At 62.3% G+C, this 23,974-nt stretch carries 19 protein-coding genes and 1 pseudogene; 4 read left to right on the forward strand and 16 right to left on the reverse strand.

All coding sequences use genetic code 11. The features are described from left to right. The first annotated feature begins 1 nt into the window (after position 1). The 3 genes from OKW35_RS39810 to OKW35_RS39820 all read left to right on the forward strand — a co-directional run bounded on the left by OKW35_RS39810 (position 2) and on the right by OKW35_RS39820 (position 2,850). A complete protein-coding gene (locus OKW35_RS39810) occupies positions 2-412 on the forward strand; it encodes a winged helix-turn-helix transcriptional regulator (RefSeq protein WP_184063090.1) in 411 nt (136 codons plus the stop codon). Positions 413-594: 182 nt separating this feature from the next. Continuing rightward, positions 595-2,022, forward strand: a complete 1,428-nt coding sequence (locus tag OKW35_RS39815; protein WP_429406384.1) for an aldehyde dehydrogenase family protein — start codon at positions 595-597, stop codon at positions 2,020-2,022. A gap of 51 nt (positions 2,023-2,073) precedes the next feature. After that, complete coding sequence (locus OKW35_RS39820; protein ID WP_429554926.1) at positions 2,074-2,850, forward strand: NADPH-dependent F420 reductase; 777 nt, start codon at positions 2,074-2,076, stop codon at positions 2,848-2,850. 179 nt (positions 2,851-3,029) lie between these two features. Here OKW35_RS39820 and OKW35_RS39825 read toward each other — a convergent pair whose 3' ends face one another. The 12 genes and pseudogenes from OKW35_RS39825 to OKW35_RS39880 all read right to left on the reverse strand — a co-directional run bounded on the left by OKW35_RS39825 (position 3,030) and on the right by OKW35_RS39880 (position 15,614). Next, positions 3,030-3,857 (reverse strand): SDR family NAD(P)-dependent oxidoreductase, encoded by an 828-nt coding sequence (locus OKW35_RS39825; protein WP_429491855.1) that lies wholly within the window; start codon positions 3,855-3,857, stop codon positions 3,030-3,032. Between the two features lie 154 nt (positions 3,858-4,011). Beyond that, complete coding sequence (locus OKW35_RS39830; protein WP_429554927.1) at positions 4,012-5,001, reverse strand: branched-chain amino acid ABC transporter permease; 990 nt, start codon at positions 4,999-5,001, stop codon at positions 4,012-4,014. Between the two features lie 2 nt (positions 5,002-5,003). Then, positions 5,004-5,877 (reverse strand): annotated as a pseudogene (locus tag OKW35_RS39835) (branched-chain amino acid ABC transporter permease). 2 nt (positions 5,878-5,879) lie between these two features. Further along, a complete protein-coding gene (locus tag OKW35_RS39840; RefSeq protein ID WP_184069174.1) occupies positions 5,880-6,596 on the reverse strand; it encodes an ABC transporter ATP-binding protein in 717 nt (238 codons plus the stop codon). Beyond that, the gene (locus OKW35_RS39845) at positions 6,580-7,398 is read right to left on the reverse strand and encodes an ABC transporter ATP-binding protein (RefSeq protein WP_429408424.1); all 819 of its coding nucleotides are present in this window, start codon (positions 7,396-7,398) and stop codon (positions 6,580-6,582) included. The genes OKW35_RS39840 and OKW35_RS39845 overlap by 17 nt, the downstream gene beginning before the upstream one ends. Before the next feature lie 104 nt (positions 7,399-7,502). Beyond that, positions 7,503-8,741 carry an ABC transporter substrate-binding protein gene (locus OKW35_RS39850; protein ID WP_184069165.1) on the reverse strand — a complete coding sequence of 413 codons (1,239 nt, stop codon included), beginning with the start codon at positions 8,739-8,741 and terminating at the stop codon, positions 7,503-7,505. Between the two features lie 394 nt (positions 8,742-9,135). Further along, entirely contained in the window at positions 9,136-9,345 is a 210-nt protein-coding gene (locus tag OKW35_RS39855) for a hypothetical protein (protein ID WP_429406397.1), read from the reverse strand. A gap of 582 nt (positions 9,346-9,927) precedes the next feature. Then, positions 9,928-11,049: a thiolase family protein gene (locus OKW35_RS39860; RefSeq protein WP_184066935.1), complete on the reverse strand. Its 1,122-nt coding sequence runs from the start codon at positions 11,047-11,049 to the stop codon at positions 9,928-9,930. Beyond that, positions 11,042-11,335 (reverse strand): hypothetical protein, encoded by a 294-nt coding sequence (locus OKW35_RS39865; RefSeq protein ID WP_429554928.1) that lies wholly within the window; start codon positions 11,333-11,335, stop codon positions 11,042-11,044. Before OKW35_RS39865 ends, OKW35_RS39860 begins: the two co-directional genes overlap by 8 nt. A gap of 29 nt (positions 11,336-11,364) precedes the next feature. Continuing rightward, complete coding sequence (locus tag OKW35_RS39870) at positions 11,365-13,557, reverse strand: 3-hydroxyacyl-CoA dehydrogenase NAD-binding domain-containing protein (RefSeq protein ID WP_429554929.1); 2,193 nt, start codon at positions 13,555-13,557, stop codon at positions 11,365-11,367. A 555-nt stretch (positions 13,558-14,112) separates the two neighbouring features. Further along, positions 14,113-15,072 carry an alpha/beta hydrolase gene (locus OKW35_RS39875; protein ID WP_429554930.1) on the reverse strand — a complete coding sequence of 320 codons (960 nt, stop codon included), beginning with the start codon at positions 15,070-15,072 and terminating at the stop codon, positions 14,113-14,115. Positions 15,073-15,251: 179 nt separating this feature from the next. Further along, positions 15,252-15,614: a flavin reductase family protein gene (locus tag OKW35_RS39880; protein WP_429491840.1), complete on the reverse strand. Its 363-nt coding sequence runs from the start codon at positions 15,612-15,614 to the stop codon at positions 15,252-15,254. Positions 15,615-16,311: 697 nt separating this feature from the next. Between OKW35_RS39880 and tssA the strand changes: the two genes are divergently transcribed. Continuing rightward, positions 16,312-17,424: a type VI secretion system protein TssA gene (tssA, locus tag OKW35_RS39885; RefSeq protein WP_429555131.1), complete on the forward strand. Its 1,113-nt coding sequence runs from the start codon at positions 16,312-16,314 to the stop codon at positions 17,422-17,424. Positions 17,425-17,489: 65 nt separating this feature from the next. Here the strand turns inward: tssA and OKW35_RS39890 are convergent, their stop codons facing one another. The 4 genes from OKW35_RS39890 to tssM form a co-directional block, all read right to left on the reverse strand. Next, positions 17,490-17,837 (reverse strand): hypothetical protein, encoded by a 348-nt coding sequence (locus OKW35_RS39890; RefSeq protein ID WP_187626821.1) that lies wholly within the window; start codon positions 17,835-17,837, stop codon positions 17,490-17,492. 321 nt (positions 17,838-18,158) lie between these two features. Continuing rightward, positions 18,159-18,878, reverse strand: coding sequence for a PP2C family protein-serine/threonine phosphatase (locus OKW35_RS39895; RefSeq protein ID WP_429554931.1), 720 nt, complete (start codon positions 18,876-18,878; stop codon positions 18,159-18,161). Then, positions 18,875-20,377, reverse strand: a complete 1,503-nt coding sequence (tagF, locus tag OKW35_RS39900) for a type VI secretion system-associated protein TagF (protein ID WP_429554932.1) — start codon at positions 20,375-20,377, stop codon at positions 18,875-18,877. The genes OKW35_RS39895 and tagF overlap by 4 nt, the downstream gene beginning before the upstream one ends. Continuing rightward, entirely contained in the window at positions 20,374-23,970 is a 3,597-nt protein-coding gene (gene tssM / locus OKW35_RS39905) for a type VI secretion system membrane subunit TssM (RefSeq protein WP_429554933.1), read from the reverse strand. Before tssM ends, tagF begins: the two co-directional genes overlap by 4 nt. Between the last annotated feature and the right edge of the window lie 4 nt (positions 23,971-23,974).

Here is a 23,974-nt window from a genome sequence, read left to right on the forward strand (position 1 = left end):
CATGCCCGTTCCCGAACTGAAATGCTTTTCGTCTGACTGTCCCAGCCGCGCACTCTTCGACCAGATCGCGGACAAGTGGTCGATGATGGTTCTGGTCGTGCTGGATGACGGGCCGCAGCGTTTCAACGCCATCCGGCGGCGCCTCCAAGGCGTCACGCAGAAGGCGCTCACTCAAAGTCTTCGCCGGCTCGAGCGCAACGGCCTGATCTCGAGGACAGTCGTTTCGCTGTCTCCGGTGGCGGTGCAGTATCAGATCACGCCTCTTGGGCGCACGTTGCAGCCGCCATTGCGGGCACTGCATGAGTGGACGCTCGTCAAGTTTTCCGAGGTCGAGGCCGCACGTCAGGCGTTCGACGCGGCGGCGGGTGGAAGCGCGTTGGCGGAAGGATCAGAACATCGGCAGTTTGCTTGACGAGCGACCTGCAGGCCCTGTCGACCAAGGGCTGCGAGGGCGACCGGGAGACAGCCGCCGAACGGGTTGGACCATGGCACGCGGTATCCTCAAGCCTACCAGCGCTACTCCAGGTGCCTAATTGACGCCCAGGTCTACGACATATACCTTGGCCTCCTTTGACGACGATGGAGAGTCCAGATATGCGCAACAATCTTCAGTTCTATATCAACGGATCGTGGGTAGAGCCTGCCGGCGACACCGTGATCGATGTCATCAACCCCGCGGATGAATCTGTCTCCGGCCAAGTCGCGATCGGCGACGCCCGCGACGTCGACCGAGCGGTCGCCGCAGCTCGCGCTGCGTTCGAGACCTTCTCGCTGACTTCGGTCGAGGACCGTCTTGCGCTCTTCGACCGTATCATCGCCGCCTACCAGCGGCGTGCCGGAGACCTGGCCCACGCGGTTTCGGAGGAGATGGGCGCGCCGCTTTGGCTTGCCGAGCAGTATCAGGTGCCCGTCGGCCTCGGCCACCTTCAGATCGGTCGGACTGCGCTCGCGGGCTATAGCTTCGAGGGCCCCCACGGCACTGCACACATCGTGCGTGAGCCGATCGGGGTCTGTGCGCTCATCACCCCTTGGAACTGGCCGCTCAACCAGATCGCCTGCAAGGTCGCCGCGGCGCTGGCGACCGGTTGCACGATGGTCGTGAAGCCGTCGGAAATCTCGCCGTATTCGGCGACGATCTTCGCCGAGATCATGCATGAGGCTAAGACGCCTGCCGGCGTGTTCAACCTGGTGCAAGGCGACGGAGCAGGCGTGGGCAATGCCCTGACCGCACATCCCGATGTCGATCTCGTCTCGTTCACCGGATCCACGCCAGCCGGCATCCAGGTGGCGCGCAATGCAGCCCAGACGGTGAAGCGCGTGCATCAGGAACTGGGCGGCAAGTCGCCCAACATCCTCCTGCCCAGCGCCGATCTGGCGTCTGCTGTTGCGGCGGGCGTCGCGGGCGTCATGATCAATAGCGGTCAATCCTGCGGTGCGCCCACACGGATGTTGGTTCCCGCCGAGCGGATGGCGGAGGCCTCCGAGCTTGCCAGGGCCGCAGCCGAGCAGTGGACCGTGGGGCATCCGGCTAGCAGCGCGAAGATGGGACCGGTCGTATCTGAGGCGCAGTGGAACAAGATCCAGCGCCTGATCCAGTCCGGCATCGATGAAGGCGCGACGCTCGTCACCGGCGGTCCTGGCCGACCCGAGGGACTGGAAACGGGCTTCTATGTTCGCCCGACCGTCTTCGCCAATGTGAAGAACGATATGGCGATCGCACAGCAGGAGATCTTCGGTCCGGTTCTCGCAATCATCGGTTATGCCGATGAAGCCGACGCCATCGCCATCGCCAACGACACGGTTTTTGGGCTGGCGGCTTACGTCCAGGGCGAGCCGGCCCAGGCCGAGCGCGTTGCGCGCAGGCTGCGCGCCGGCCAAGTCACGCTGAACTATGCCGACATGGACTTTGCCGCGCCGTTTGGCGGGTACAAGCAATCGGGCAACGGACGCGAATGGGGCGAGGTTGCCTTCGGCGAATACCTGGAGACCAAGGCGATCATCGGCTCTCGTCGGGCCGTCTGACGTAACGTACACAGCCTCGCTTCGGCTGCAATCAACTCCACCCTCGTTGGCTTGCAGCCGACACTGGCGACACTTAGGAAGACGAACATGAAAATAGGCATCATCGGCGCAGGCAACATCGGCGCAACGCTCGCGCAAAAATTTTCCGCGAACGGGCACAGCATCAAGCTGGCCTCAACCCGCACCCCCGACGAACTACGCCAATTGGCCCAAAAGGTGGGCGCGGAACCGGTCACCCCGGACGAAGCAGTCAAGAACGTCGACGTCGTCGTCGTTTCCATTCCTTTCAAGAACAACCCGGAGCTCGCCGGCCTGTTCGCCGATGTGCCGGCGGACGTCGTCGTCATCGACACCTCGAATTACTATCCCGTGCGCGACGGCAATATCGCCGAAGTCGATGACGGCAAGCCCGAGAGCGTCTGGTCTAGCGCCCAGTTCGGCCGCCCGGTAGTGAAGACGTTTAACGCCATTCTGGCTGGCGTGCTTGCGGACGGGGGGAAAGCGCGCGGCGCAGCCGATCGCATTGCCGTACCGGTTGCTGGCGATGACGCGGCCGCCAAGGCGATCGCGCAGACGCTGGTGGACGAAACCGGGTTCGAGCCGGTCGATGCGGGAAGCCTTGCCGACTCCTGGCGTCAGCAGCCGGGCACGCCGGCCTATTGCACCTCCCTGACAGCGCATGACCTGCGCAAAGCGCTGGCGGCAGCGGACAAGGCCCGTGCGCCGCAGAACCTCCAAGCGCTCATGGATCGACTCAGCGCGTACCCCGCTTTCCCGAGCACCGACGAAATGACCGCGCTGAACCGAGAACTCAATCGCGGGAGCTAAATGGTGCACTGAGCCGATGACGCCGATCAGCGGGAACGCAATGATGGGCGCTTCGACGTGCAGACAACGGAACAGGCCATCGCTGCGTGCAGCAAGAGCCAACCATGCATTTGCAATGACCATCGTATAGGTCAAACCGGGGCGAATCTCCGGCAGCGCCAGCGGCTCACCTCGCTGAGTTAGCGGGCGGTTATGCCGCCATCATGAACAAACACTTGACCCGTGACATAGCTCGAGGCATCGCTCGCAAGGTAGATGACGAGGCCCACGAGGTCAGCCGGCCTACCTCTATAGCCGAGCGGCACCTCCCGCTCGACAAAGGCGTCCATCTGCGCGACGGCCGCGGCGCCGCCCGTCGTGTCGCGCTCACGTCCAAGGCGCGTGCCACTATGCCAGCCCGGCGCGATCGCGTTCGACCGCACTTGCTCGGCCGCATACTCGATTGCGAGCTGCCGCGTGAAGCCAATCAGTCCGGCTTTCGATGCCGCATAGGGAATCGCGGTGACTGGGAAGCCTGGGTAGACACCGACGGTGCCGAGATAAGAACTGATGTTCACCACTGAACCGCGCCCGCTCTGAATCAATGCCGGCAGCAGTGCCTGCGTAACCAGGAAGGCGCCGCGCAAGTTGATCGCGAAGACACGATCCCAGTCCTTCGCCTGGACGTCCAGCAAACGCCCGGGCCGAGTTGCGATGCCAGCGTTGTTGATCAGCACGTCTAGCTTTCCGCCACACCAGGCAAGGACTTTTTCTGCCATCTGTGAAACGCCCGCTTCGTCGCCAAGATCAGCGACAACGCGGCAATCGCAGACGCCTACGGCCTCGCAGGCCGCGAGCGCCTCCGCCTCGCGATCGACCCAAGCCACCGCTGCGCCAGATTGGGAAAGCGCTTCGGCAAACATACGGCCCAAGCCGGATGCAGCACCGGTCACGACAACTTTCCTGCCGGCCAGGTCAAAGAGAGCGCCGGGCAGACCGCTCTGTGGTGTGTTATCCGTCGACATCATCGCGCACCGCCCTCACAGTCACAACGAATCAATCCGCATCGCGACGTATTGGATCGAGCGAATGCGACGCGGATTGCCGACGCTGCCAAACCGGCTGCGTTTATCTTCTTCATGTCACTTTCTCTTTGTCTTCTTTTGGCTCGGCGCACGGACATTAGCGGTGCGACCTCATCAGGCGATAGCGATTGCCCAAGGCCGCGATGCCACCAGGAAGAACATAGACTGAAACAATCAGAAGCACCCCATACACGACCCAAGGGGCTGACTTGGAAACGCTCTCCGAAAAAGCAGGTATCACCATAATGAAGACCGCGCCGAAAGCGGCGCCCCACAGCGTTCCGACACCGCCCACGACAATCCCGACCAGGAGAGTGATTGACAGAAACAGGGAGAACGAATCGGGCGCCACGAACTGCACGGCCAGTGCTGAAACGGCGCCACCCACGCCCGTATAAGCGGCGGACAAGGCAAAGGTCTTCGTTTTGACGCCCGTTATGTTAAGACCCGTTGCCTCGGCCGCCAGCGCATGGTCACGGATCGCGCGCATGGAGCGACCGGCAGCCCCCCGAAGAAGGTTGTTGGCCATCCAGAACACGATCGCGCAGATCAAAACCGCATACAGAAACAGCCATTGATCCTGCGACAAAGGCAACCCCAATGGCACCGCTGGCTTTATCACTGCAATGCCTTGAACACCGCCTGTCCATTGTTCGAGTAAGCGGCACTTCAAAAGCTGTGGAGTCGCCACGCCAAGGCCAAAAGTGGCTAACGCCAGGTAGATTCCATCGAGCTTGAGTGCTGGCCAGGCAAATGCGTAACCAATGACCAGCGAGACGATTCCGGCCAGCGGCACCACGAGCCAGTAGGGCAAACCAAATCGATCCATGAGAATCGCAACCGTGTAAGCACCAATGCCAAAGAATGCTCCATGTCCGAGGGAGATTTGCCCGTTGTAGCCGGTCAGCAGGTTTAGGCCGAGTAGAGAGACCGCATACGCCAGCAGCATCGTCGCTTGAAAAAGCTGATACCCGTTGCCGACAAAGAGCACGCCCGCCGCGACCACGAACAATCCCGCCCAGCAAAGCCGGAACGGAATGCCAACGGCGCGCTGTGCGGTATATGCACGATCGAGGAAATTGCTCATGATCAAACCCTCGTGACGACCCGACGGCCAAACAGGCCGTCCGGCGCAAATATCAGAACGACCACGATCAGCAACAGCGCTATCGATAGCTTTAGATCGGTGCCGACCACATAGGTCCCCAACAGATTTTCGGAAATTCCGACCAGGAATCCTCCAACAACGGCGCCAGCAGGATTGCCGATCCCGCCCAACAAGGCGCCGGCGAATGCATAGAGAACCGCTCCCATCATCATGGACGGGTCCAGGAAAACCATCGGCGCCACCAATAAGCCCGATACAGCGCCGATCGCTCCAGCGAGGCCCCACCCTAGCATCAGCATCTTGCCGACAGAAATGCCGACCAACTGAGAGGAAACGCGATTTTGCGCAACCGCGCGCATTTTCAATCCGAGGCTCGTTCTGTAAAAAAAGGCGAATAACAAGGCGACCAAAAAAGAATGTCAGCGCAATCGAGCCGGCCTGATGAGCCGACAACAGCTGTGGAAATCCCCATGGCAGGTTGGCAAACGGACTGGGGAAGTCGTGGCTGTCATAGCCGAAGAGCCAACCGGCCATGCCGTGGAAAGTCACCAGCAGGCCGATGAATACCACCACCATGGACAGATCTGGGGCGTCGCGAAGAGGTCGAATCACGACCAGCTCCAACACCGCCCCCATGACGAAGGAAACGGCGACAGTCACGAGGAACGCGGCCCAGTACGGAATGCCAGCCTGGATCAATACCCATGCGAGATACGTCGAGAACATCGCCATTTCCCCCTGAGCGAAGTTCACGTGATGGGTCGCCTGGTAGATCACTGCGAGCGCGAGCGCCACGATCGCATAGATGCTGCCTGTGCCTACTCCAGCGAGAAGCTGTTGGCCAAATGCTTCCATTCTCAGTCCCCTAGATAGGCTTGACGAATGCGCGCGTTCTTGCGCATGTCGTCGGCTTTGCCGCTCATGACGATGCGGCCTTGTTCAATCAGGTAAGCGCGGTGCGCTAGATCCAGCGCGATGTTGGCGTTCTGTTCGATCAACAAGATCGCCATGCCCTCCTCCCTGTTGATCCGCCGCATGATGCTGAAGATGTCCTGAACGACCAGGGGGGCTAGGCCGAACGAGGGTTCATCCAGCATCAGCAGTTTTGGACGCCCCATTAGCGCACGTCCAATCGCCAGCATTTGCTGCTCGCCGCCGGAGAGCGTGCCGGCCTGCTGCTTACGGCGCTCGCGAAGGCGCGGAAAGTAGCCGTACATCCTCTCGATATCGGAAGCGATGGCCCGCGCCCCGCCTCGCGAACTCGCGCCAAGGAGCAGGTTTTCTTCAGTGGTCAATCCAAGGAAAGTTCCTCTTCCGTCCGGAACATGAGCCACTCCCGCCCTTGCGATTCGCTCGGTCGTACAGCCATCGATTCTTTGCCCGGAAAAAGTCACCTTGCCTTCCGTCTTGACCATCAACTGGCACAAGGCACGCAAGGTGGTTGTTTTGCCCGCTCCATTGGCACCGAGCAGAGCGCAGATCTCGCCGTTATCCACCTGAAGATCAACACCATGGAGCACGCTTGTTGAGCCGTACCTGGCCGCGAGCTGAGTCACGTCAAGCAACATAGGAATGCTCCGCTGACTTGCCCAGGTAGGCCTCGATAACTCGACCATCATTGCGTACCGCTTCCGGCGTGCCTTCGGCAATCTTGCGACCGAAATTCAACGCGACCACCTTGTCGGAAATTGACATCACCAAGCCCATGTGGTGTTCCACAAGCAGCACCGCGAGCTTGAACCGCTGCCGTACATCTTGCAGGAGCCCCCCCAGCGCCTCGACTTCCTCGTGATTGAGACCGCACGCGGGCTCATCAAGCAGAAGTAAGCGAGGACGCGATATGAGGGCCCTCGCCATCTCCACTCTCTTCTGTGTCCCAAAGGGCAGCTCCGACACTGTGCGTTCCGCGACGGCCGCCAGCCCCAGGCTATCGATAACCTCCTGCGCGCGCCGCTGATGGTCCGCTTCGACAACGCGTTCAGAACGAAATCGCCAAGCGCTTGCCAAGAAACGCGGTTGCACCCGGCCATGCACGCCGAGCAGCACGTTCTCACGCACAGACATGGTCTTGAAGAGCGCAAGATTCTGGAACGTGCGACCTATACCCATGTGCGCGATCTCGTGCCTGGGTCTCGACAGTGTGGATATGCCGCCGACTTCCACGCTCCCCTCGTTGCAGTCATACAGCCTCGACAAGCAGTTGAATAGCGTGCTCTTGCCTGCGCCGTTCGGCCCGATGAGTCCGCAAATCTGTCCGGCTTCGACGTCGAAGGAGACCTTGTCGAGGGCGACGACGCCCCCGAATCGGACGCTGACATCCCTGATGCGCAGAAGAGGTAGGCAAGAGCCAATCACCCCCGTGTTTTCAGCGTCCATCACCGCCCCTCCAAGAACGCTTGGCGCTTGTTGGCGGATCGCTCCGGCGCGTTCGACTGTGCTGTGGTCGTGATCATTCATCAGAATCCATACGCCGCGGTATTTCAATTCGAAAGAAGCGCGCCTTGCGGCACCCATTTGGTCCCATCAAAGCGAACAATCTGGAACTGCTTGATGGGATCGCGATCCGAGTCGCCGACATTCACCGTGATCCCAGGCAGCAAGAAAGGACTGGCTACTTTGCTCAAACTGGTAGCCTGCTTGATGATGTTGGCACGAGTGAGGTCGTCGCCGGATTGCTCGATGATTCTGGCCAGAAGCGAGGCATCAAAATAGGCGATGGCCGCATTCCTGGACCGGGGATTTACGTCCGGCACATACTTCTTCATGAACTCAACGAACTGCACCATGCTGGGTTCGTTGGAGTAGGCAGGATCGCTCGGCTCCTTGAAGTAACTCGCAGTGATGATGCCTGTGGACTTTTCGAGGCCAACGGGTTTCAGCACCGCTTCGATCGATGCCCAGGGCGAGTCGAGGATCTGCAGCGGCCTCCAGCCGATTTCATATGCTCTGCGGATGGACAGGCTCGTTGCACGTCCCGTGGTGAAGTTCATAAAGACGTTGGCGCCGGATGCCTTCAGCGAAATCAATTGCGAGTCGAGCGTTGGATCGGTGGGCTCGTAGCTCACTTCTTTTACGATCAGCGAGGCGGCTTTGGCGCCCATGCCCGCTTTCACGCCTTTGACGAAATCCCGGCCGAAATCATCGTTTTGGTAGAGGATTCCGACCTTCGGAGCGTGCGAGGAGGAAGCCGGGTCTGCCGCCAGCTGGGCAACGTAGCGCCCATAGATGGCGCCCTCCCGTTGATAAGCGGGCAATGCGGCGGTCGTCCAGGGCCAGGTCTTCGCGTCAACGAATCGAGATCCTCCGCTCGTCACGAGGATCTGAGGCACCTTGGCAGCGTTGAGGTAACGTTGAGTCGCCGCATTGGTCGGCGACCCAAAAGGCAGGGCAATGAACAGTACGCCATCCTCCTCTACCAGCTTTCTCGTCTGCTCCATGGTTCGCGGCGGGCTGTAGCCATCGTCCAACGTGACGAAGCGGATTTTCCGGCCGTTGATACCGCCTTTCTCATTCAGGCGCTCGAAATACGCGGCCTGCACTTTCGTTTCGTAGGCCTCCGATGCGACTGGACCGCTGAGCGCCCATGTCTGCCCGATCTTGATCTCGGTGTCGCTCGCTCCTCTGTCATAGCGTTTCTCTGCCATGGCATGCGAACTGAGCAGTGCCGCTACGAACGCGGCAGTCAAAGCCCCTAAGCAACCCTTGTTTCGAAAATGCATGTCTGTCTCCTTGTTGACGGCAAGCTTCGCCGGCGGTCGGCGCCGCCTTGATCCGGCCATGTGCGACTGGCTAAAGTAAGCCACGGCCAAGCTTAAAAGTAAATCACGATTTACTCCGCATTTACCCGGTATTTGTCTTGCTTTCATGCGATGAGGAGGTCGATAGTCCGCAGCCAAACCGGCGCCTGAACGACTATCACCTCTTGCAGGGCGTTTCCCTGCTCGCGCACAGGCTGCTGGGTCACGCAAACGGAGCCGGCACCGAGCGGCTGGCACATTCCCATGCAACCTTTGCCGCGAAGGCGGCCCTCGGTTTCACCGCATCGAGCACGCACGGGCCGCTCGCGACCACGGGGCCGCGAATGGTCCAAGAGCGGAAAGCGAATTGAGCCCTTTAGCCGAGACTGATTTCTTGTTTCATTGCTATTTGAAGACCAGATCTACTGAACATAAAAACCGCTACCGCGGCGAGCGCAAAGGGAACGGCAAAAACAGTGTAGAGCGCGTGACCGCCACTCCCGGTGCCGAGCAGCACGCCAGCGGCAAACGGCGAGATCATGTCCCCGACGCGTCCCATGCCGAGAGCCCACCCCTGGGTGTCCACGATTTGAATTTCGAATTCAGCATTTGCGATCCTTTCCGGTTTGGGCGACCTGGGGCGGCAGACCTTAACAGGAGTCCCCGCATGTACCGCAATCACGCTGCGTGCAAGTAAACACCCATCGCAGGCCGTTCGGGGTTAGGCGGGAATACATTCCATGTGCCGTCACGGTGGCGAAAGAAAAACATTGAAACCGAGCCCGTCGGCCAAAGTGCCTCGACGCGTACATAGCGCCCCCGATGTGAGCGGAAGTGCCCGAACTCGATGACTCGAACCGCCATCGCCCGATTCGGTGCGAGCCAATTTTCGACCATCAAACGCAGAGGTTTTCCTGTGCTAGCCATCGTCTCTTCCTTCATTTCCCTTGATCGGGATCGATCCTATTACCGTAGCCGCGATGCAATTTGTAGGACAGGGAATCGAATTGCTCTGCACCCTGCTACAGATTCTTTCGGCCTCCGATGTGCGAGAAAACGGAGATCTCGCGCGCTTTGCGGCCCGATCCATCACTCCCGGAAATGCCGCAATCCGCTAACCAACTGAATGTGCGAAATTAAACCGACACTACTTATCGCACTTAAATCCTTAGTCGCGCACCAGCACCTGAACCACGCAGACGGAGCCGGCTCCAAGCAGATGGCACATCCCCACACGATCCTTGCCGCGCAGGCGCCGCACTGTTTCCCAAATCTGTGCGAGGCCGGTCGGTCCACCCGGATGACCCCGCGCAAGCAGCCCGCCGTCGGTTGAAAACTCCGGCAGGCCAAAGCGCTCCCGCGAACCGGGTCCGAATGCCCCTTCGCCGACTAACGCTTCCGCCTGGCCCGGTTCGGAGAATCCGAGGAGCTCGTAGTACATCAGTTCCTCCACGGCGAATGCATCGTGCACCTGCACGACGTCCACATCGGAGCGTTTCACTGACGCCTGGGTCAACGCCTGGGCCGCGGTTCGCTGCGAAAGTTCCGGCGGACCCACAATCGCGCCCTCAAGGATTAATTCAGGGGAGTACGCGTCGCTTCCGAATGCGCTGCCGGCCAGACGTATCCGGGGTTGCGTCGCGCCCACCGGCCAACCGTCGTCGCTGCACAGCACGGCCGCGGCCGCACCTTCTCCCCAAGGCGTGCACATCATCGACGTGAACGGATCAGCAATCATGCGGCTGCCTAGCACCCGCTCGATCGTGACCGGCTCGGGAGCGCGGCGGGCAGCGAAAGGGTTCTCCCGCGCATAGTTCCAATTCTTTGCCGTGATGGCGGCAAGGTGCTCGCGCGTGGTCCCCGATTCATGCATGCGACGTTTGGCCCAGAGCGCGAACGAAACGACCGGTGGCAAGTTCCCTTCAGCCACGATGATGTCCTCCACCGGTACTGCCTTTTGCGGCGAGTCCATGCCCACGACGAGCACCCGTCGTGCATCGCCCGAGAGAATTGCCTGCCGGGCGCAGTGCATCGCCGACAGCCCGGTGGCGGACGCGTTGGTGACGTGCTGGACTGGCACGCCCGTTAGCCCGAGTTCTTTAGCGACAAAGATTCCTCGCGGCGACAAGGGATGCGCTGTACCAACAACCACGGCGTCAATCTCGGCGTAGGTCAAATGGGCATCTTGCAATGCCGCGAGAGCCGCATCGCGCCCGAGCTTCACGCCAACGCCTGGTCCGTGATTGCCGAACGGGACCATGCCCACGCCTGCGATCAAAACGTCATTCATGGGAGAATCTCGTCTCATTGTTGGTGTCACCGGTTTTCGCAATCACGCGATCTCCGATACGATCGGTGCCTGCCGCAAGAAGGGCCTGGATACGAGCGCCGCAGTCGAGATCCACGATTCCATAGGCCTGGCCATTGAAGGTGGTGGCGCTATACAACAGCCCCTGGGCGGGAACTTCGATCAGGTCCGGCTCCCGCAGGGAGCCGTCGGCAACGAGGCTGCGGGGCGGCACATAGACTTGGCTCGTACTGGAGTCGCGGGCCGCCTTGAGTTGTACGACTGGCAAGTTATTTCTCCTGTTTCCGATAAAACCGATTAGTGCGAGGCGTGAAATGAAGCGCCCGATGCGGCCATCTCGCGCAGGAGTGCGGGAACGACGTAGCGAGGGCCGAACTCCGTCGCCATCTCATCGCTGCGTTTCACGAACTGGCGGAGCCCCACCTGGTCGATATGCGCCAGCACGCCACCTCGGAATGCGGGATAGCTCCAGCCGAGCACTGCACCGAGATCCAGTGCGAGTGGATCGCTCGCGATGCCTTCGGCGACCACATGCGTGGTTTCGATAGACTGCATGTTCAGCAGTCGCTCCATCACCACGCTCGCTTCGGGTTGTTGCCGCTGTGGAGGGAAAACAGACGGCAGTTCGTCCCACACGGTCTTGCCCGTGGGCCCATAGCTGTAGACGCCCCCGGCACCCTTGCGTCCAACTCGTCCGGCCCGCAGCAACCTGTCAATCACATCCAGCGCCGGCTGCGACTGCACGGCCGTGCCCCGTCCGGCCTTCGCAAGGCTGGTCAAGATGTTCTTCAGCAGATCGTAGGAAGTGAGGTCGCCCATGGCCAAAGGTCCGATGGGGAATCCGGCCATCGCCGCCGCTTTGTCGATCAACTCTGGCGAGATACCTTCGCCCAGCATCTGCAGCGCTTCGCGGGAGTAGGCCGCTACCACCCGGGATGTATAGAAGCCTGGCCCATCATTGACCACGACAGGCGTCTTGCCGAGCAGCTTCAGCAGAGACTTCGAGCGAGCGAGCGACTCAGCGCTCGTCTGACTGCCCATCACGACTTCCACGAGTGCCATCCGGTCCACCGGGGCGAAGAAGTGCAAGCCGATGAAGTTTCCAGGTGTCTGAACCGTCTCGGCCATCTTCGTGATCGATAGCGTCGAGGTGTTGCTCGCCACGAGGACGTCCGGACCCGCCGCGTCGAAGATCTTCCTGAACACCTCGCTCTTCACTTCCGCGATCTCCGCTACTGCCTCAACGACGGCCTGGCATCCCTCGAGGCGCCCGAAGTCAGTCGTGGCTTCAATGCGGGAGAGGGCCTCGTCGCGTTGCCCGTGCCCCATCAGTTGTCGCGCCACGGCAGCGTCCAGCGTCTTGGCGATGCGATCCAGTCCCTTGCGCGCCTCTTCGTCTGTGCGGTCGATGAGCACGGTCTCTATGCCGGACCTGGCACACACCAGAGCGATACCGCCTCCCATTGTCCCGGCACCCACGACCCCGATGCGCGTTGGCGTGAACGTCGCCGCGCCGGCTCCGGATTGGCCCGCTTTCCTCACTGCGCCCGTTGCGATGAACTGCGTACGAATGCGATTCTTGGCGGAGGGCGAAATCGCCACCGTCCCGAAACGGCGGGCTTCGATCGCGAGCCCTGCATCGATGTCGACAGCCAATCCCTCCCTCAGCACCTCCAGGACGGCGTGGGGCGCGACATCTTCCGGAGGCGATTTGCGCTGCCGCTCCGCGAACGCTTTGTCGAAGAACGCTTGGCCTTCGGCCGAGTGCGGCTGGAATCCCGGGTACTGGAACCCCTCGCGATCCCACGCTTGCTGTGCTGATGGGTGATCAAGCACCCACCGGCGCGCGGCATCCAATGCCTGGTCCGCGGGAACGATCTCATCCACGAGGCCGCAGCCGAGTGCCTCCTGCACGCCTATGGGCTTCCCTTCAAGCAACATCTTTGTCGCGGGCGCGATTCCTATGAGCCGCGGCAACCGTTGCGTGCCACCCGCACCCGGGATCAGCCCAAGATTGACTTCCGGACAGCCAAGCTGCACCCGCGCGTCGTCGCTTGCCACTCTTCGGTGGCAGGCGAGCGCAACTTCGAGCCCTCCTCCAAGCGCCGAGCCCGTGATGACTGCGACGAACGGCTTGGATGAGCGCTCGATCGCGCGTAGGCACGCGCCAACCGGAGCCACCATGGCCTGAGCTTCTTCCGGCGTCTGGATTGCGTAAAGCGCCATCAGATCGCCGCCTGCGACATAGTCGCGTTTTGCCGACCGGATCGACGCCCCTTTCACTGCGTCATCGTTGATGGCGCGGTCGACGGCGCGTGCGAATGCATCGACGGCCGCCGGGGTCTTGACGTTCACAGGACCGTCCGGGTTGTTCCAGATGATGTGTGCGATGCCATCCTTGTCCAGTTCGTAATCAATCACTTCTTCATTCCCTTTCGTTCGTTGCCGTTGCGGGTCCCGTGCGGACAAACCAAATTCGGACAGTGGCATGGCGCATAGGGGTGGTCCCTTTAACGCCACTCCGATGACCTGGTGTCCCTTGAGCGGGGCCTCTCGTGAGCATCGCTCAGCGCTTAACGGCCATGGGGGTGGCAGGTCTGCTGGATAGAAGTAAATCACGATTCACATGCAAAAGTAAATGGCGCGTCACATAGGGTTTTCCCCTTCAAGGCGCTGTGCCACCGAGCGCAACGGGCCAGCGTGCAACGAAACAGATACGTGACCCGCCGACAATAGGGCGCAAACCGCTCCAGCGGAAGACGTGAACAAGAGTTCAATTATTTAGACTGTACAGTCCCGACCATGTGCAGGTGAGCACACTCGGCGGACTCCTTTGCGGACGTCCATGCCTGCAGAGCTTTTCGGAACTCACTGTCCGGCGCGGCAGCAGCTAGTCGACCCCGAGGATCCGGTGGCCTGCGGTTCGGAGGTGAAGGCAAACCTATTCAGTCATAGCCGCGCCACGTCCGCGATATTGGGTCGGACGCTTACCGGCAACTCAGTCTCGTCGGTCGGCATTTGTACAAGGATGCGGCACGGGGAAATTCAATAGGACGTCTTTACACACACCTGCACGAACGTCGCCATCTCAACTCCCAGGTCGTCCGAGTCGACGCCGAGGTGCTGGACGGACGTAAAATGATTTTGGTCTGGAATCAGAAACGTCGTGGTCTTAGCGCCTGGTGTCGACGTTCTGGCGCTGACCACGGTTTTCCATTGGCTAATGAATTCCGGTGGATCCAATTCTGCCGCGACCAGCAACAGAGGAGCTTCAGTCGCACCGATGCCATTGACTGTTGAATAGCGGCCTGGCGTTAAATCGTCGCCGTAGTAAGCAAACGCGCCTTGAAACGGAAGCAATGAAGGGGCAAAGATACCTGAAATGAGCACGGCCCCACGGAGGGCTGACGAATCAGGGATTCGGCCATGATGTCCGGACAGCCAAGAAGCGAGATGCGTTGCACCTGCTGAATGACCGATGACGATCAACTGCTCAGTTGATATGCCGAGTTGCCCGGAATGCATGGCCAGCCAATCAATCGCTCTCTCGATATCCTCGGCACCTGCTGGCCACTGAGCTGCAGGAGCCAAACGGTAGGACATCAATGCTGCCGCGAAGCCATGAGAATTGGCCCACGCAGCAACGTTGGAATAAAGATAACTGCCCGGTATGCGGCGGTTCCCGCCGACAAACCCACCACCGTGGACGAAAAGAACGAGCGGCTGGCTCGGTCCCGCTGCATCGACTGTGCGATAAAGATCCAGACAATGCCGGTCATCGGGTCCGTAGCGCAGATCTGGCGTAACCGTGCCGCACGCCGCTCCCACGGCGCGCGAGTGGAGCGGCGCGCAAAGGGTGAGCGACGCTTGAAAGCTCTCCGGAGAGAGTGTCCTCGGAATTCTTCGGATTTCGGCGAGATACTCAGGTGCCAGCGGTGGCGCAGTTTCAATTCTCAAATTTGACATCGTTTTACGCAGCACTGCGTTCCGAAAGGTGGTTTGCAAGATCCGATGCGAATGCCCTACTCACAGCTGAGCTACCGACTCGAAACCATGGTCATCCGGGCCTTGTGGCAAAGGCACCTGCAAAACGACCGTACCGGACGATGGAGACTCGCGTTAAGCGTTCTGAACCCGTTGCGCAGTTCCTGCGGGCTCTCTCTCGATCGACATTCTGGTGGATGTCATTCAGCAACGGCATCAACAAGTCCCAGGAAGCCCCATTGCTTGCCCGGTGCCAGTCCCGCCAATTCCTTTCCGCACTCGCTGAGCATCACGGGCGACGAGGTGACGTGTTGGGAACCGGCGTCCATGTCCCTGTAGATCCGCTGTTTTGAAGAAAGAAACGAGATACCGAAGTCCGCATCCGCAGAATTCAAGAGGGCCAGGAAACCTGCGGTATGCGCAATCGAGACAACCACGAGCGGCGGGTCGAGGTAAACGGACGTGAAGGCATTTGCAGTCATTGAGCGCACACCGCCAGAATGGGAAACGCTGAGCACTGTCACGCCACTGGCGAAGCGCCCCCATCGCTCTTCTGAACTCACCGGCAGACAGTGCCTCGCCGGTGAGGCTATCCCACTCTGCCTTCTGACCTGTGCCGATGCTCCGCTCTGGAAGACTCATTTTCGAACCTCAGAAGGTCGGCCGCTGTGACATTAAAGCCGACCCGCGCTACAAAGTAAATGTAGATTTACACCTAGTTTACCCGAGCGTTGCGGTCAAGCAAGGATCCGCGCGCTGCGGCCTAACCTACAGGAAGAAGAGCGGAAGAAGAGCGCGGCTGCGCCACCGAGGTCGGGCGATTGTGGGACGATGACAGGGCAAACGCCACGTAAATCCTTATTCACTTTTACAGATGACCATGCTTTAATTTGTCACACTGCGGTCTGCGCCCACGCCGAGCTTCACACAGCTCAGCCGAGGACAAAGCGAACCCGATCATGCATGCAATTGCTTTCACCACGTTGCACGACGGTCCGAGCTGCGAATGCAACCTCAAGATTAAGAATGACCGCCGCGAGGTTCGCCCAACCCATCGACACCACAACGGCGGCACGCTCATGCTCACTGCCGCGATATGGAAGTCTCAAATAAACGCGCGCCAGCGATTTTCGAACCCAGGTTCTACGTCTTGCAAGGGAGCAAGCGCCTGGCGCTCGGTAGCAAAGCGTTCGATCTGCGTACCAGGCTGACGATCAGTTGAGACGGAATAACTACGGGGCACTAGCTGTTGTCCGTTTGATGCCGCGCGCTCGTTGGACGCGCCCTGTCGTTGTAGTCTCAGCGCCCTTCCTTTTTCGCCAGCCAATCATGACGCCATTCGATCCAGATCACCTGCTCCGCCCCATCGATGACAGCACGCCGACAGGCGAGAACCTCGAATACGATCCAGAATTCATCGCGCTGGAACGGCTCGCCACACCGACATCCGAGCGGGCGATGGGCGACAGCCTGAAGGCCGCCGTAGAACCGGACTGGGATAAGGTGGCAACCTCCGCCGAGGCTTTGTTCAACCGTACCAACGACCTGCGTGTGGCCATCCATCTGACCGCCGCCTCGACCCGCATTCATGGCATTGCAGGCTGGAGCGCCGGTCTGGGGCTGGTTCGCGGTCTGCTGGAACGTTACTGGGAAGCGGCGCACCCGCAATTGGACGCCGCCGACGACAACGACGCTACCGCGCGCACCAACGCGATCATGCCGCTCGGCGATCCCCGGAGCGTACTCGCCTATTTCCGCAACGCGCCCTTCGTGAGCTCACCGCGACTCGGCCGCTTTTCGTTGCGCGATCTGCGTATCGCGACGGGCGCAATCACCCGGCCACCCTCTGCGGAGGGCATGCCTGCGCCCACGCTGATCGATCTCGAAGCGTGCTGCATGGATTGCCCCGAACACCAGTTGCCCGATGCGGCCGCAGCACTCGCGATAGCGCTAGAGCACGCGCGCGCCATTGATGCAATTGCGAGCGAAAAGCTGGGTACCGCTGGACCCGATCTGGGCCACCTGACCGACGATATCGAAGAGTTGAAGAAGTTCGTCGATGCACAGTTGGCGCGGCGCTTTCCAGAGCGCGGCGAAGCGCTTGCCGCCGGATTGGTGTCGACCGGCGAAGACGCGCCCACGAACGCTGCCCCTCGGCGCGATAACGGACGAATCCAGGGACCCGATGACGTCGTCCTGTGCATCGACGAAATCTGCGACTACTACGAACGTCACGAACCGTCCAGTCCGGTGCCGATCCTGCTCAAGCGAGCCAGACGTCTGGTCGGCAAGCGCTTCGCGGAGGTCCTTAAAAACATCGCGCCCGGCGGCCTCGCAGAACTGCAGACGCTATCCGGGCCGGACGAAGAATAATCCCTGCAGATCGGCGCAACATTGAGCGGCTGTTGCGCTCGGACTGGCTGCTTCGAAAACGCGGCTCAATAGGCGAAGACAAACCAGCAAAACAGCATGACGCCCACCGCGGCCACGCCGAGCAGCACGGCGGCCCACGCGGCGAGCGGTCGCGCGCCGAGGTCCGTGCGCACTGCCCCCCCTTCAGCACTTGCCGCACTTCCGGCATCGTGACCTTCCGCCGACACGTCCGGCTGTTGCATGACGCCCGACAGCACGACCCGCCGCACGGTGTCGCCTGTACCCGCAGTGTCCCGCCCCAGCGATTCGAACAACATGCGTCGGCGGTACCGGTATTCGTTGCGCTGAATCCGCTGTAGTCGATGGGCTTCGTCGAGCGCGCGCAATGCGTCGTTGACCTGCTGCTCGTCCACACTCATGCCTGCTGCCTCCTCGGTCGCAGCCACTCGCACTGCACGACATCCTGCCCGTTCGGATCGCTGCGGACCGACAGCGCAGGCGGCACGATAGTCATGCCGTGGTTGCGGCGCACGGATGCCGATAACGCACCGGCCATCTGTGCGGACGATGAAGTGGTGGAACGCGCGCCAGTTCTCGCGGGTGCCGACCCGCTGCGAAGAACGTCGATCTGACGCTCACAACGTGTCCTGAAAGCGTCGGATAGCGCGGCCAGCTTCGGCGTGCGCCCGTGATAAGCGGAAGGGATGGGGTCCGGATGGTTCATGGCGGAAATTTCACGATGCTTCGAGCCGCACGATGACGGCGGAAATGTTGTCGCGCGCGCGACGCGCAAGGGCGAGCTCGAACAGGCGCTCGATCTGCCGGCGTGGACTGTGCTGCTCGCGACAGGCGGCGGTCAATTCGCCATCACTCAGCTCCTTGTTGACGCCATCCGAGCACAGCAGGAACTGCATGCCGGGACGGCTGCCGGCCATGGCCCAGTCGACGTAGAGCGTCTCGTCGACGCCGACCGCCCGGGTCAGCACGCCAGTGCCCACGCCTGCCGGCGCGCGTGGTCCGAAATGCGTGATGTCGACCGGTTGACCATGCACGTGGTCGCGAGTGAGTTGCGTCAGTGCGCCGTTTTCCTGAACGTACACGCGGCTATCGCCGACCCAGCCGCACAGCACGAACTGCTGGTCATGCACCAGCAGCGCGACGGTCGAACCGATCATGTCGGTTTGTCGCGCGACGGCGGCCTCGCGCAGTTCGGTGTTCACCTGCTGCAGGCTGTCTTCGATCGCAGCAATGAAGTCGAAGACGCTGCCTTCGCGCGTCAGCGCACCAAGGCGTTCGATGATCAGCGTGCTCGCGTAGTCGCCGGCCGAATGGCCGCCCAGACCGTCGGCCACAGCCCACAGTCCGAGGTCCTCGCGAACCAGAATCGCATCTTCATTGCGGCGGCGCACCTTGCCTGTCTCGGTGTGGCCGGCGGAGCAACAATGCGTCGTCATGAGCCGGCTTCAATCACGGCCAGCGGCCATTGCGCGGGCTGCGTGCCGAGGCCCGCGCACATCGCGAGATGCAGGCGGGCGTCATCGTTCGTGGTCAATGCCAGCGCCTCGAGCAGACACGCGTGCGGAAGCTGGATGAGCGCGCGGCTGACGAGCAACAGCAGGCGATCGTCATCCTCGAGCGTGATGCACGCTTCGTCGCAATCCGGCTCTTCGGAGGCGCCGATGCCGGGCATCGCGAGCCATGCATCGCCGAACAGCAGATCGTCAAATTCGCCGCCGGCGCCTGCCGCCCGCTCGACGAACAGTGGTTGCAACTGGCCGCGCCGCCAGTGCCAGGCTGCTGCGGCGCCGATCCGCAGCAGTCGCACCTGCGCTGCGTCAAAGCGCGCGACGAGGGCGGCGCCGTTTGCTGCCGCTGCGTAACGCGCATCGTGCGCATCGTGCGCATCGTGCCGGGCGCCGCGCAGTTGCGCGTGCAGCGCCAGCAGGCCGGTCCGCAGACTGGGCAGATCCGCCGCACTGCGCTGCGCCGTCTCGCGGATGGCGCGCGCTGCACGTTGATGCGAGTGAGACGGGCCGTCATCGGCGCTCAGCACCAGCGTGCGGCCGTCGTCGAGTAGCAGCAGCGCATCGCTGGCATCTGCAGCGTGACCGGCTGCCGATGAACCGACGGGCAACACTCGATCATCGTGACCATCCTCCGCGTGCAGACCGGATTGCCCGGCAGCGATCTCTTCATCGCCCGGCAACGCAACAGACTCGCACTGACGAGCGGATGCCGAGTCGAACTCGCGCAGCGCATCGCCCATGTCGCCCATGTCGCCCACCCTCGACACCACCGGCTCCAGTAGCGCTGCGTAGCTCAACGGCAAACCACGCGTCGCCAGCAGGCACGCAGCACGTTCGGTCCACCAGAGGCACCACGGCCCCGGCCGCTTGCCGAGTTGCGACCATGCCTCGGCCAGCACCATCCCGACGGCCACGCCTTCGGGCATCGCCAGTCGCCATTGACCGCCGTCCCACGACAGCGCGCGCCAGAACGCAGCCATGTCGGTCGCGGGTCGCACGTGCGTCAGCGGACCGGGCAACGCCGCCACGCGCACATCGAACGTGTCGACGCTCACGACCTCGTGCTGCGCACTGCGATAGACGCGCTCGAGCGCGTCGAACCACGCGTGATTGCCGAGCACGGTCGCGACATCGCCGCCACAGGGCGCAGCCAGCACCATCGGAAAGGCGCGGCCGAGCCGATCGACGGCCGGTCCGATCAGACCGCACCACGCGACGTTGCCGCACACCGGTGCCGGCAGCACGAAGCGCCACGCCGCGCCCTGTCGCCATGCGGCGTCCCAGTGCGCTCCGAGTTCGCGGCGCCCGGTTTCGACCGCGCGCTGGAAGTCACGGTCCCAGCCTTCGACGAACACGGACGGCAGCCGTCGCTGAACAAAATCGCCCGCGCTGGGCAACTTCCCGAAGAAGCCGACTCCACCGTTCATCGCGGACACCTGAAACGACGGACTTCGTCGTTGAGGAACGGGTTCTTCAGACTCGCGGGCGCGATCGGCAGCTTCACTGCATGGCCGCCGAAGTCGAAGGTCGCGAGATAGCGCAGGTCGCTTTGCTTTTGCAGACGGGCCGCATCGAGCGCGTGGAAGAACGCCCAGTCGCCATTGAATTTCAGCGGCGTGCCGACCGGCTGGCCGGACGTATCGAACGCACTGACGACCACGTGTCCGGGCTGCGGTCCAGGCCACATCATCGTCATGCTCGCGGGGCCGTTCGCCGCGTAGTCGTACTTCTGCCCGTCGATTTCGACGGTCAGCTTCGCGATTGCCGGATCGAGCTGCGGCGCGAGCAGCGTAAAGCCGACCTGCAGTTGCGCGCCGTTGCGGAAATAGATCTGGCGGATCGCGTCGGCACTCTGCGCTTCGCTCAGCACGGCGTCGGGGCCGGCCGGCGCGCCGGGCTTCCAGCGCCAGTTGCGGCCACTCGTGTCGACTGATTTCGCGAGCGTCGACTTGAAGAAACTGTCGAACCGTCCGCCATCGCCGAACAGCTCGGCGAAGTTCTGCACGGGGATGTCCGATGCACGGTTCGACGCAAACGGATAGCGGCCATCGACGAAGCTCGCGCAATCGTTGCCCGCTGCCTCGCGAAACTGGCTGGCGAGCGCGGCGCTGCTTCCGCTCGCGACCAGATCCGCGCTCCTGCCGGTGAGGCCGGAAATCAGCGAAGCCACCTGCGGCGGCAACTGGTCGCTCTCCTGGCGCGCCGCGAGCACGGCCGGATTGTTCTGCGCGCCGGGTGCGCTCAGGTCAGTCATCGTCAACAGGTTCTTGCCGAGCTGGTCGAGCACGGTCGACATCTGATCGAGCGGCGTCGAACCCGGCGTGCCGACGCTCATCTCGTTCAACTGCGCGAAATGCGCCTCGATGGGGGCGCCCGGCTGGCTGGCCGGCGCTTCGCCCGAACCCGGTTTGGTGCTTGCGGTGCCGTTGGTCGTGGTGCCGTCCGGCAACGTTGCGCCCGCATCGCGCAATTCGCCGGCAAGGCGCGTGTTCGCGGCGCGTCTCGCGACCAGGCTCTCGCCTACAGACGCCGCCTGCGCGCCCACCGCCGAAGCCGACAAAACCGATGAAGCCGAAGTTGCACCGTCAGCCGTGGCGCCGCGCAACATGTCGCTGGTGTTGTCACGCACGAGATGCAGCAGCGCTTTCAGCGGCGAACTCGGACCCGACAGTTTCGCGGCCAGCGCACTCGCGCCCTGGATGTCAGACACCGGCTGAAGTTGCAGATCGGCGAGCAATGCGTCCCACGCCTTGATGTAGTCCTGCTCATACAGCGCCAGCACCTGCTGTTCATAGCGCGAGCGCGCGAGCGGATCGATGCGGCTGGCGTTGAAGACCCAGTAGTCCTTCACGAAGCCGTCCACCGACCGATCGATTCCACCGTTTACCTCGGCGGCGAAAACCGGCCTCGTGAACAGCGCGGGGAACGGTTGCGAAAGCGGAGCGCCACTCTTGCGGCGAAACACGCTGCCAAGCAGTCCGAGCGACTGGTCGAGTCGCACCGGCGGCGCCCCCGAACGCCCGGCGTCGAGCTGGACGCTGCCGTAGATCAGCGTCGCGAGATCAGCGGTCTTCAGCGTCGCGCGCGCCTGATCGATCAGCGCGTTGTCGAGCGTGAGCGCGCGCGGCTTCGCCGGATCGTCGACCAGCGCGGAAAAATGTTTGTCGAGCGCGTTCTGGATCGCCGGGTCCTGCGGGAACATGCGTTGCCATTCGATGCGCGCGAGCGCGGCCAGCTCGCCGGGATCGAGATGCTGCGGCTGGCCGAGCATCAGATAGCCCTTCAGGTAGTCGTAGAGTGCCTGCGGAGCGTTGGCACTGGCGTTGAGTCCTTCCCGAAAGCGCACGCCGACGCCGGGCAGCAAGGTGCCGTCGAGTTCGCGCAGATACGCGGCATGCACCTGCCCGAACAACGCGTGGCCCTGGAACAGGCCGAAGCGCATCAGCCAGGGCACGTGGCCCTGGTACTGGCCCGCGACGCCCTGCGCGCCCGAGATGACTTCGAGGCGCGCGAGCGCACGCGCGAAATACGTCTTGAGATCCGGTGCGCCGGCGAGGCTGCTGGTTGGCGGCAGGTCTTCCAGGGTGTCCTGCACCTGCGCGACGTAGAGACGGTTGCGCGTGTAACTGGTGGCGAAGCCGGTGATCAGCAGCGCCGTGACGAGCGCGATGCCGATATACATCCCGGCCTGTATCAGGAGCTTCTGCCGTTCCAGCCGCGGATTGGTGCCGGCGAGGCCCGACTCGCGGAACAACACTTCCTTCAGCAGCCGTTCGACGAAAAAGGTCCGGCGTTGCGTGCCGCCGCCCTGCACGCGCGCCACGTCGACGCCGAAGGTGCGCGCGACGGCGCTCAGCATGCGGTCGATCGGCGCGCCCTGCTGGGTGCCGGAGGTCAGATAGGCGCCGCGCAACAGCGGCGCTGCGCCGTACTGATGACGCCCGAACGCGCCTTCGACGAACTGCCGCGCAATTTCGCGAAACGCGCCGAGCTGCTGCGGAAAGCTGAGCACGGCGGCGCGTCGGCTGCGATCGCGCTCCCCATGCAGACGCTCGATCACGCGCGTATTCAGACGCTCCAGCAACAGGTCGAACTCGCCCGCGAAGCGCGCGCAGGCGCTGCCGTCGATACTCGCGTCGACGGGAAACGTCATGCCCCAGACCTGATTGCGCAGATCGGGCCCGAGATCGTCGAAGAACTCGGTGAAGCCCGCCACGAGATCGCACTTGGTGAACACGAGATACACGGGCACCGCCACCTTCAGGTGCTGCGCGAGTTCGTCGAGGCGCCGGCGCACGGTGCGGATGTGCTGTTGACGCGTGTCTTCGTCGAGCGTCAACAGATCGGACACGCTCATGGTCACGATCACGCCGTTCAGCGGACGGCGCCGCCGATAGCGGCGCAGCAGCGACAGAAACGCCTGCCACGCGGACGCGTCGGCGGCCGCATCGGAGTCCTGCGTCGTGTAGCGGCCCGCGGTGTCGAGAAACACCGCCTCGTCGGTGAACCACCAGTCGCAGTTGCGCGTGCCGCCGATGCCGCGCAGCGCCTCCTTGCCGAAGCGCTCCGAGAGCGGAAACTCGAGCCCGGAATTCTGCACCAGGGTGCTCTTGCCCGAGCCCGGCGGACCGATCACGACATACCACGGCAGCGCGTAGAGATTGCTGCCATTGCTGCGGGTCTTGCGCAACATATCGATTGCTTCGCGAAAGCGACGCTGCAACTGCTCGCGTTCGGCGCGGCCGGGATCGTCGAGCGGAAGCTGCGCGTCCTGTCCAGCCAGCTCGCCGGACAGTTGCGACGTCTTGCGCCGCGCGCGCCATTGCATGACCTGTTCGACCAGCAGCCAGCCGAGCACGATCGCGAAGATCAGCGCCAGCCGGGCCGCGGCGCTCGCGAGCGGCTGCCGTTCTCCGATCCCGAGATAGGGGGCGCCCAGCCAGATCAGCGCAGCGATCAATAGCAATCCGATCGCGACGGTGAACCACCGGGACGTCACCCAGGTTTTCAGCATGTTCATGGGT

It is taken from the genome of Paraburkholderia sp. MM5477-R1 (assembly GCF_050436385.1).
Taxonomy (GTDB): domain Bacteria; phylum Pseudomonadota; class Gammaproteobacteria; order Burkholderiales; family Burkholderiaceae; genus Paraburkholderia; species Paraburkholderia tuberum.

What these genes read in the sequence shown, in the direction of transcription:
- OKW35_RS39825 (WP_429491855.1), bottom strand. Translation starts at nt 3,857, where the DNA reads ATGATGTCGACGGATAACACACCACAGAGCGGTCTGCCCGGCGCTCTC.
- OKW35_RS39815 (WP_429406384.1), top strand. Translation starts at nt 595, where the DNA reads ATGCGCAACAATCTTCAGTTCTATATCAACGGATCGTGGGTAGAGCCT.
- OKW35_RS39810 (WP_184063090.1), top strand. Translation starts at nt 2, where the DNA reads ATGCCCGTTCCCGAACTGAAATGCTTTTCGTCTGACTGTCCCAGCCGC.
- OKW35_RS39850 (WP_184069165.1), bottom strand. Translation starts at nt 8,741, where the DNA reads ATGCATTTTCGAAACAAGGGTTGCTTAGGGGCTTTGACTGCCGCGTTC.
- OKW35_RS39895 (WP_429554931.1), bottom strand. Translation starts at nt 18,878, where the DNA reads ATGACGACGCATTGTTGCTCCGCCGGCCACACCGAGACAGGCAAGGTG.
- OKW35_RS39830 (WP_429554927.1), bottom strand. Translation starts at nt 5,001, where the DNA reads ATGAGCAATTTCCTCGATCGTGCATATACCGCACAGCGCGCCGTTGGC.
- tagF (WP_429554932.1), bottom strand. Translation starts at nt 20,377, where the DNA reads ATGAACGGTGGAGTCGGCTTCTTCGGGAAGTTGCCCAGCGCGGGCGAT.
- OKW35_RS39860 (WP_184066935.1), bottom strand. Translation starts at nt 11,049, where the DNA reads ATGAATGACGTTTTGATCGCAGGCGTGGGCATGGTCCCGTTCGGCAAT.
- tssM (WP_429554933.1), bottom strand. Translation starts at nt 23,970, where the DNA reads ATGAACATGCTGAAAACCTGGGTGACGTCCCGGTGGTTCACCGTCGCG.
- OKW35_RS39870 (WP_429554929.1), bottom strand. Translation starts at nt 13,557, where the DNA reads ATGCCACTGTCCGAATTTGGTTTGTCCGCACGGGACCCGCAACGGCAA.
- OKW35_RS39845 (WP_429408424.1), bottom strand. Translation starts at nt 7,398, where the DNA reads ATGGACGCTGAAAACACGGGGGTGATTGGCTCTTGCCTACCTCTTCTG.
- tssA (WP_429555131.1), top strand. Translation starts at nt 16,312, where the DNA reads ATGCCGCGCGCTCGTTGGACGCGCCCTGTCGTTGTAGTCTCAGCGCCC.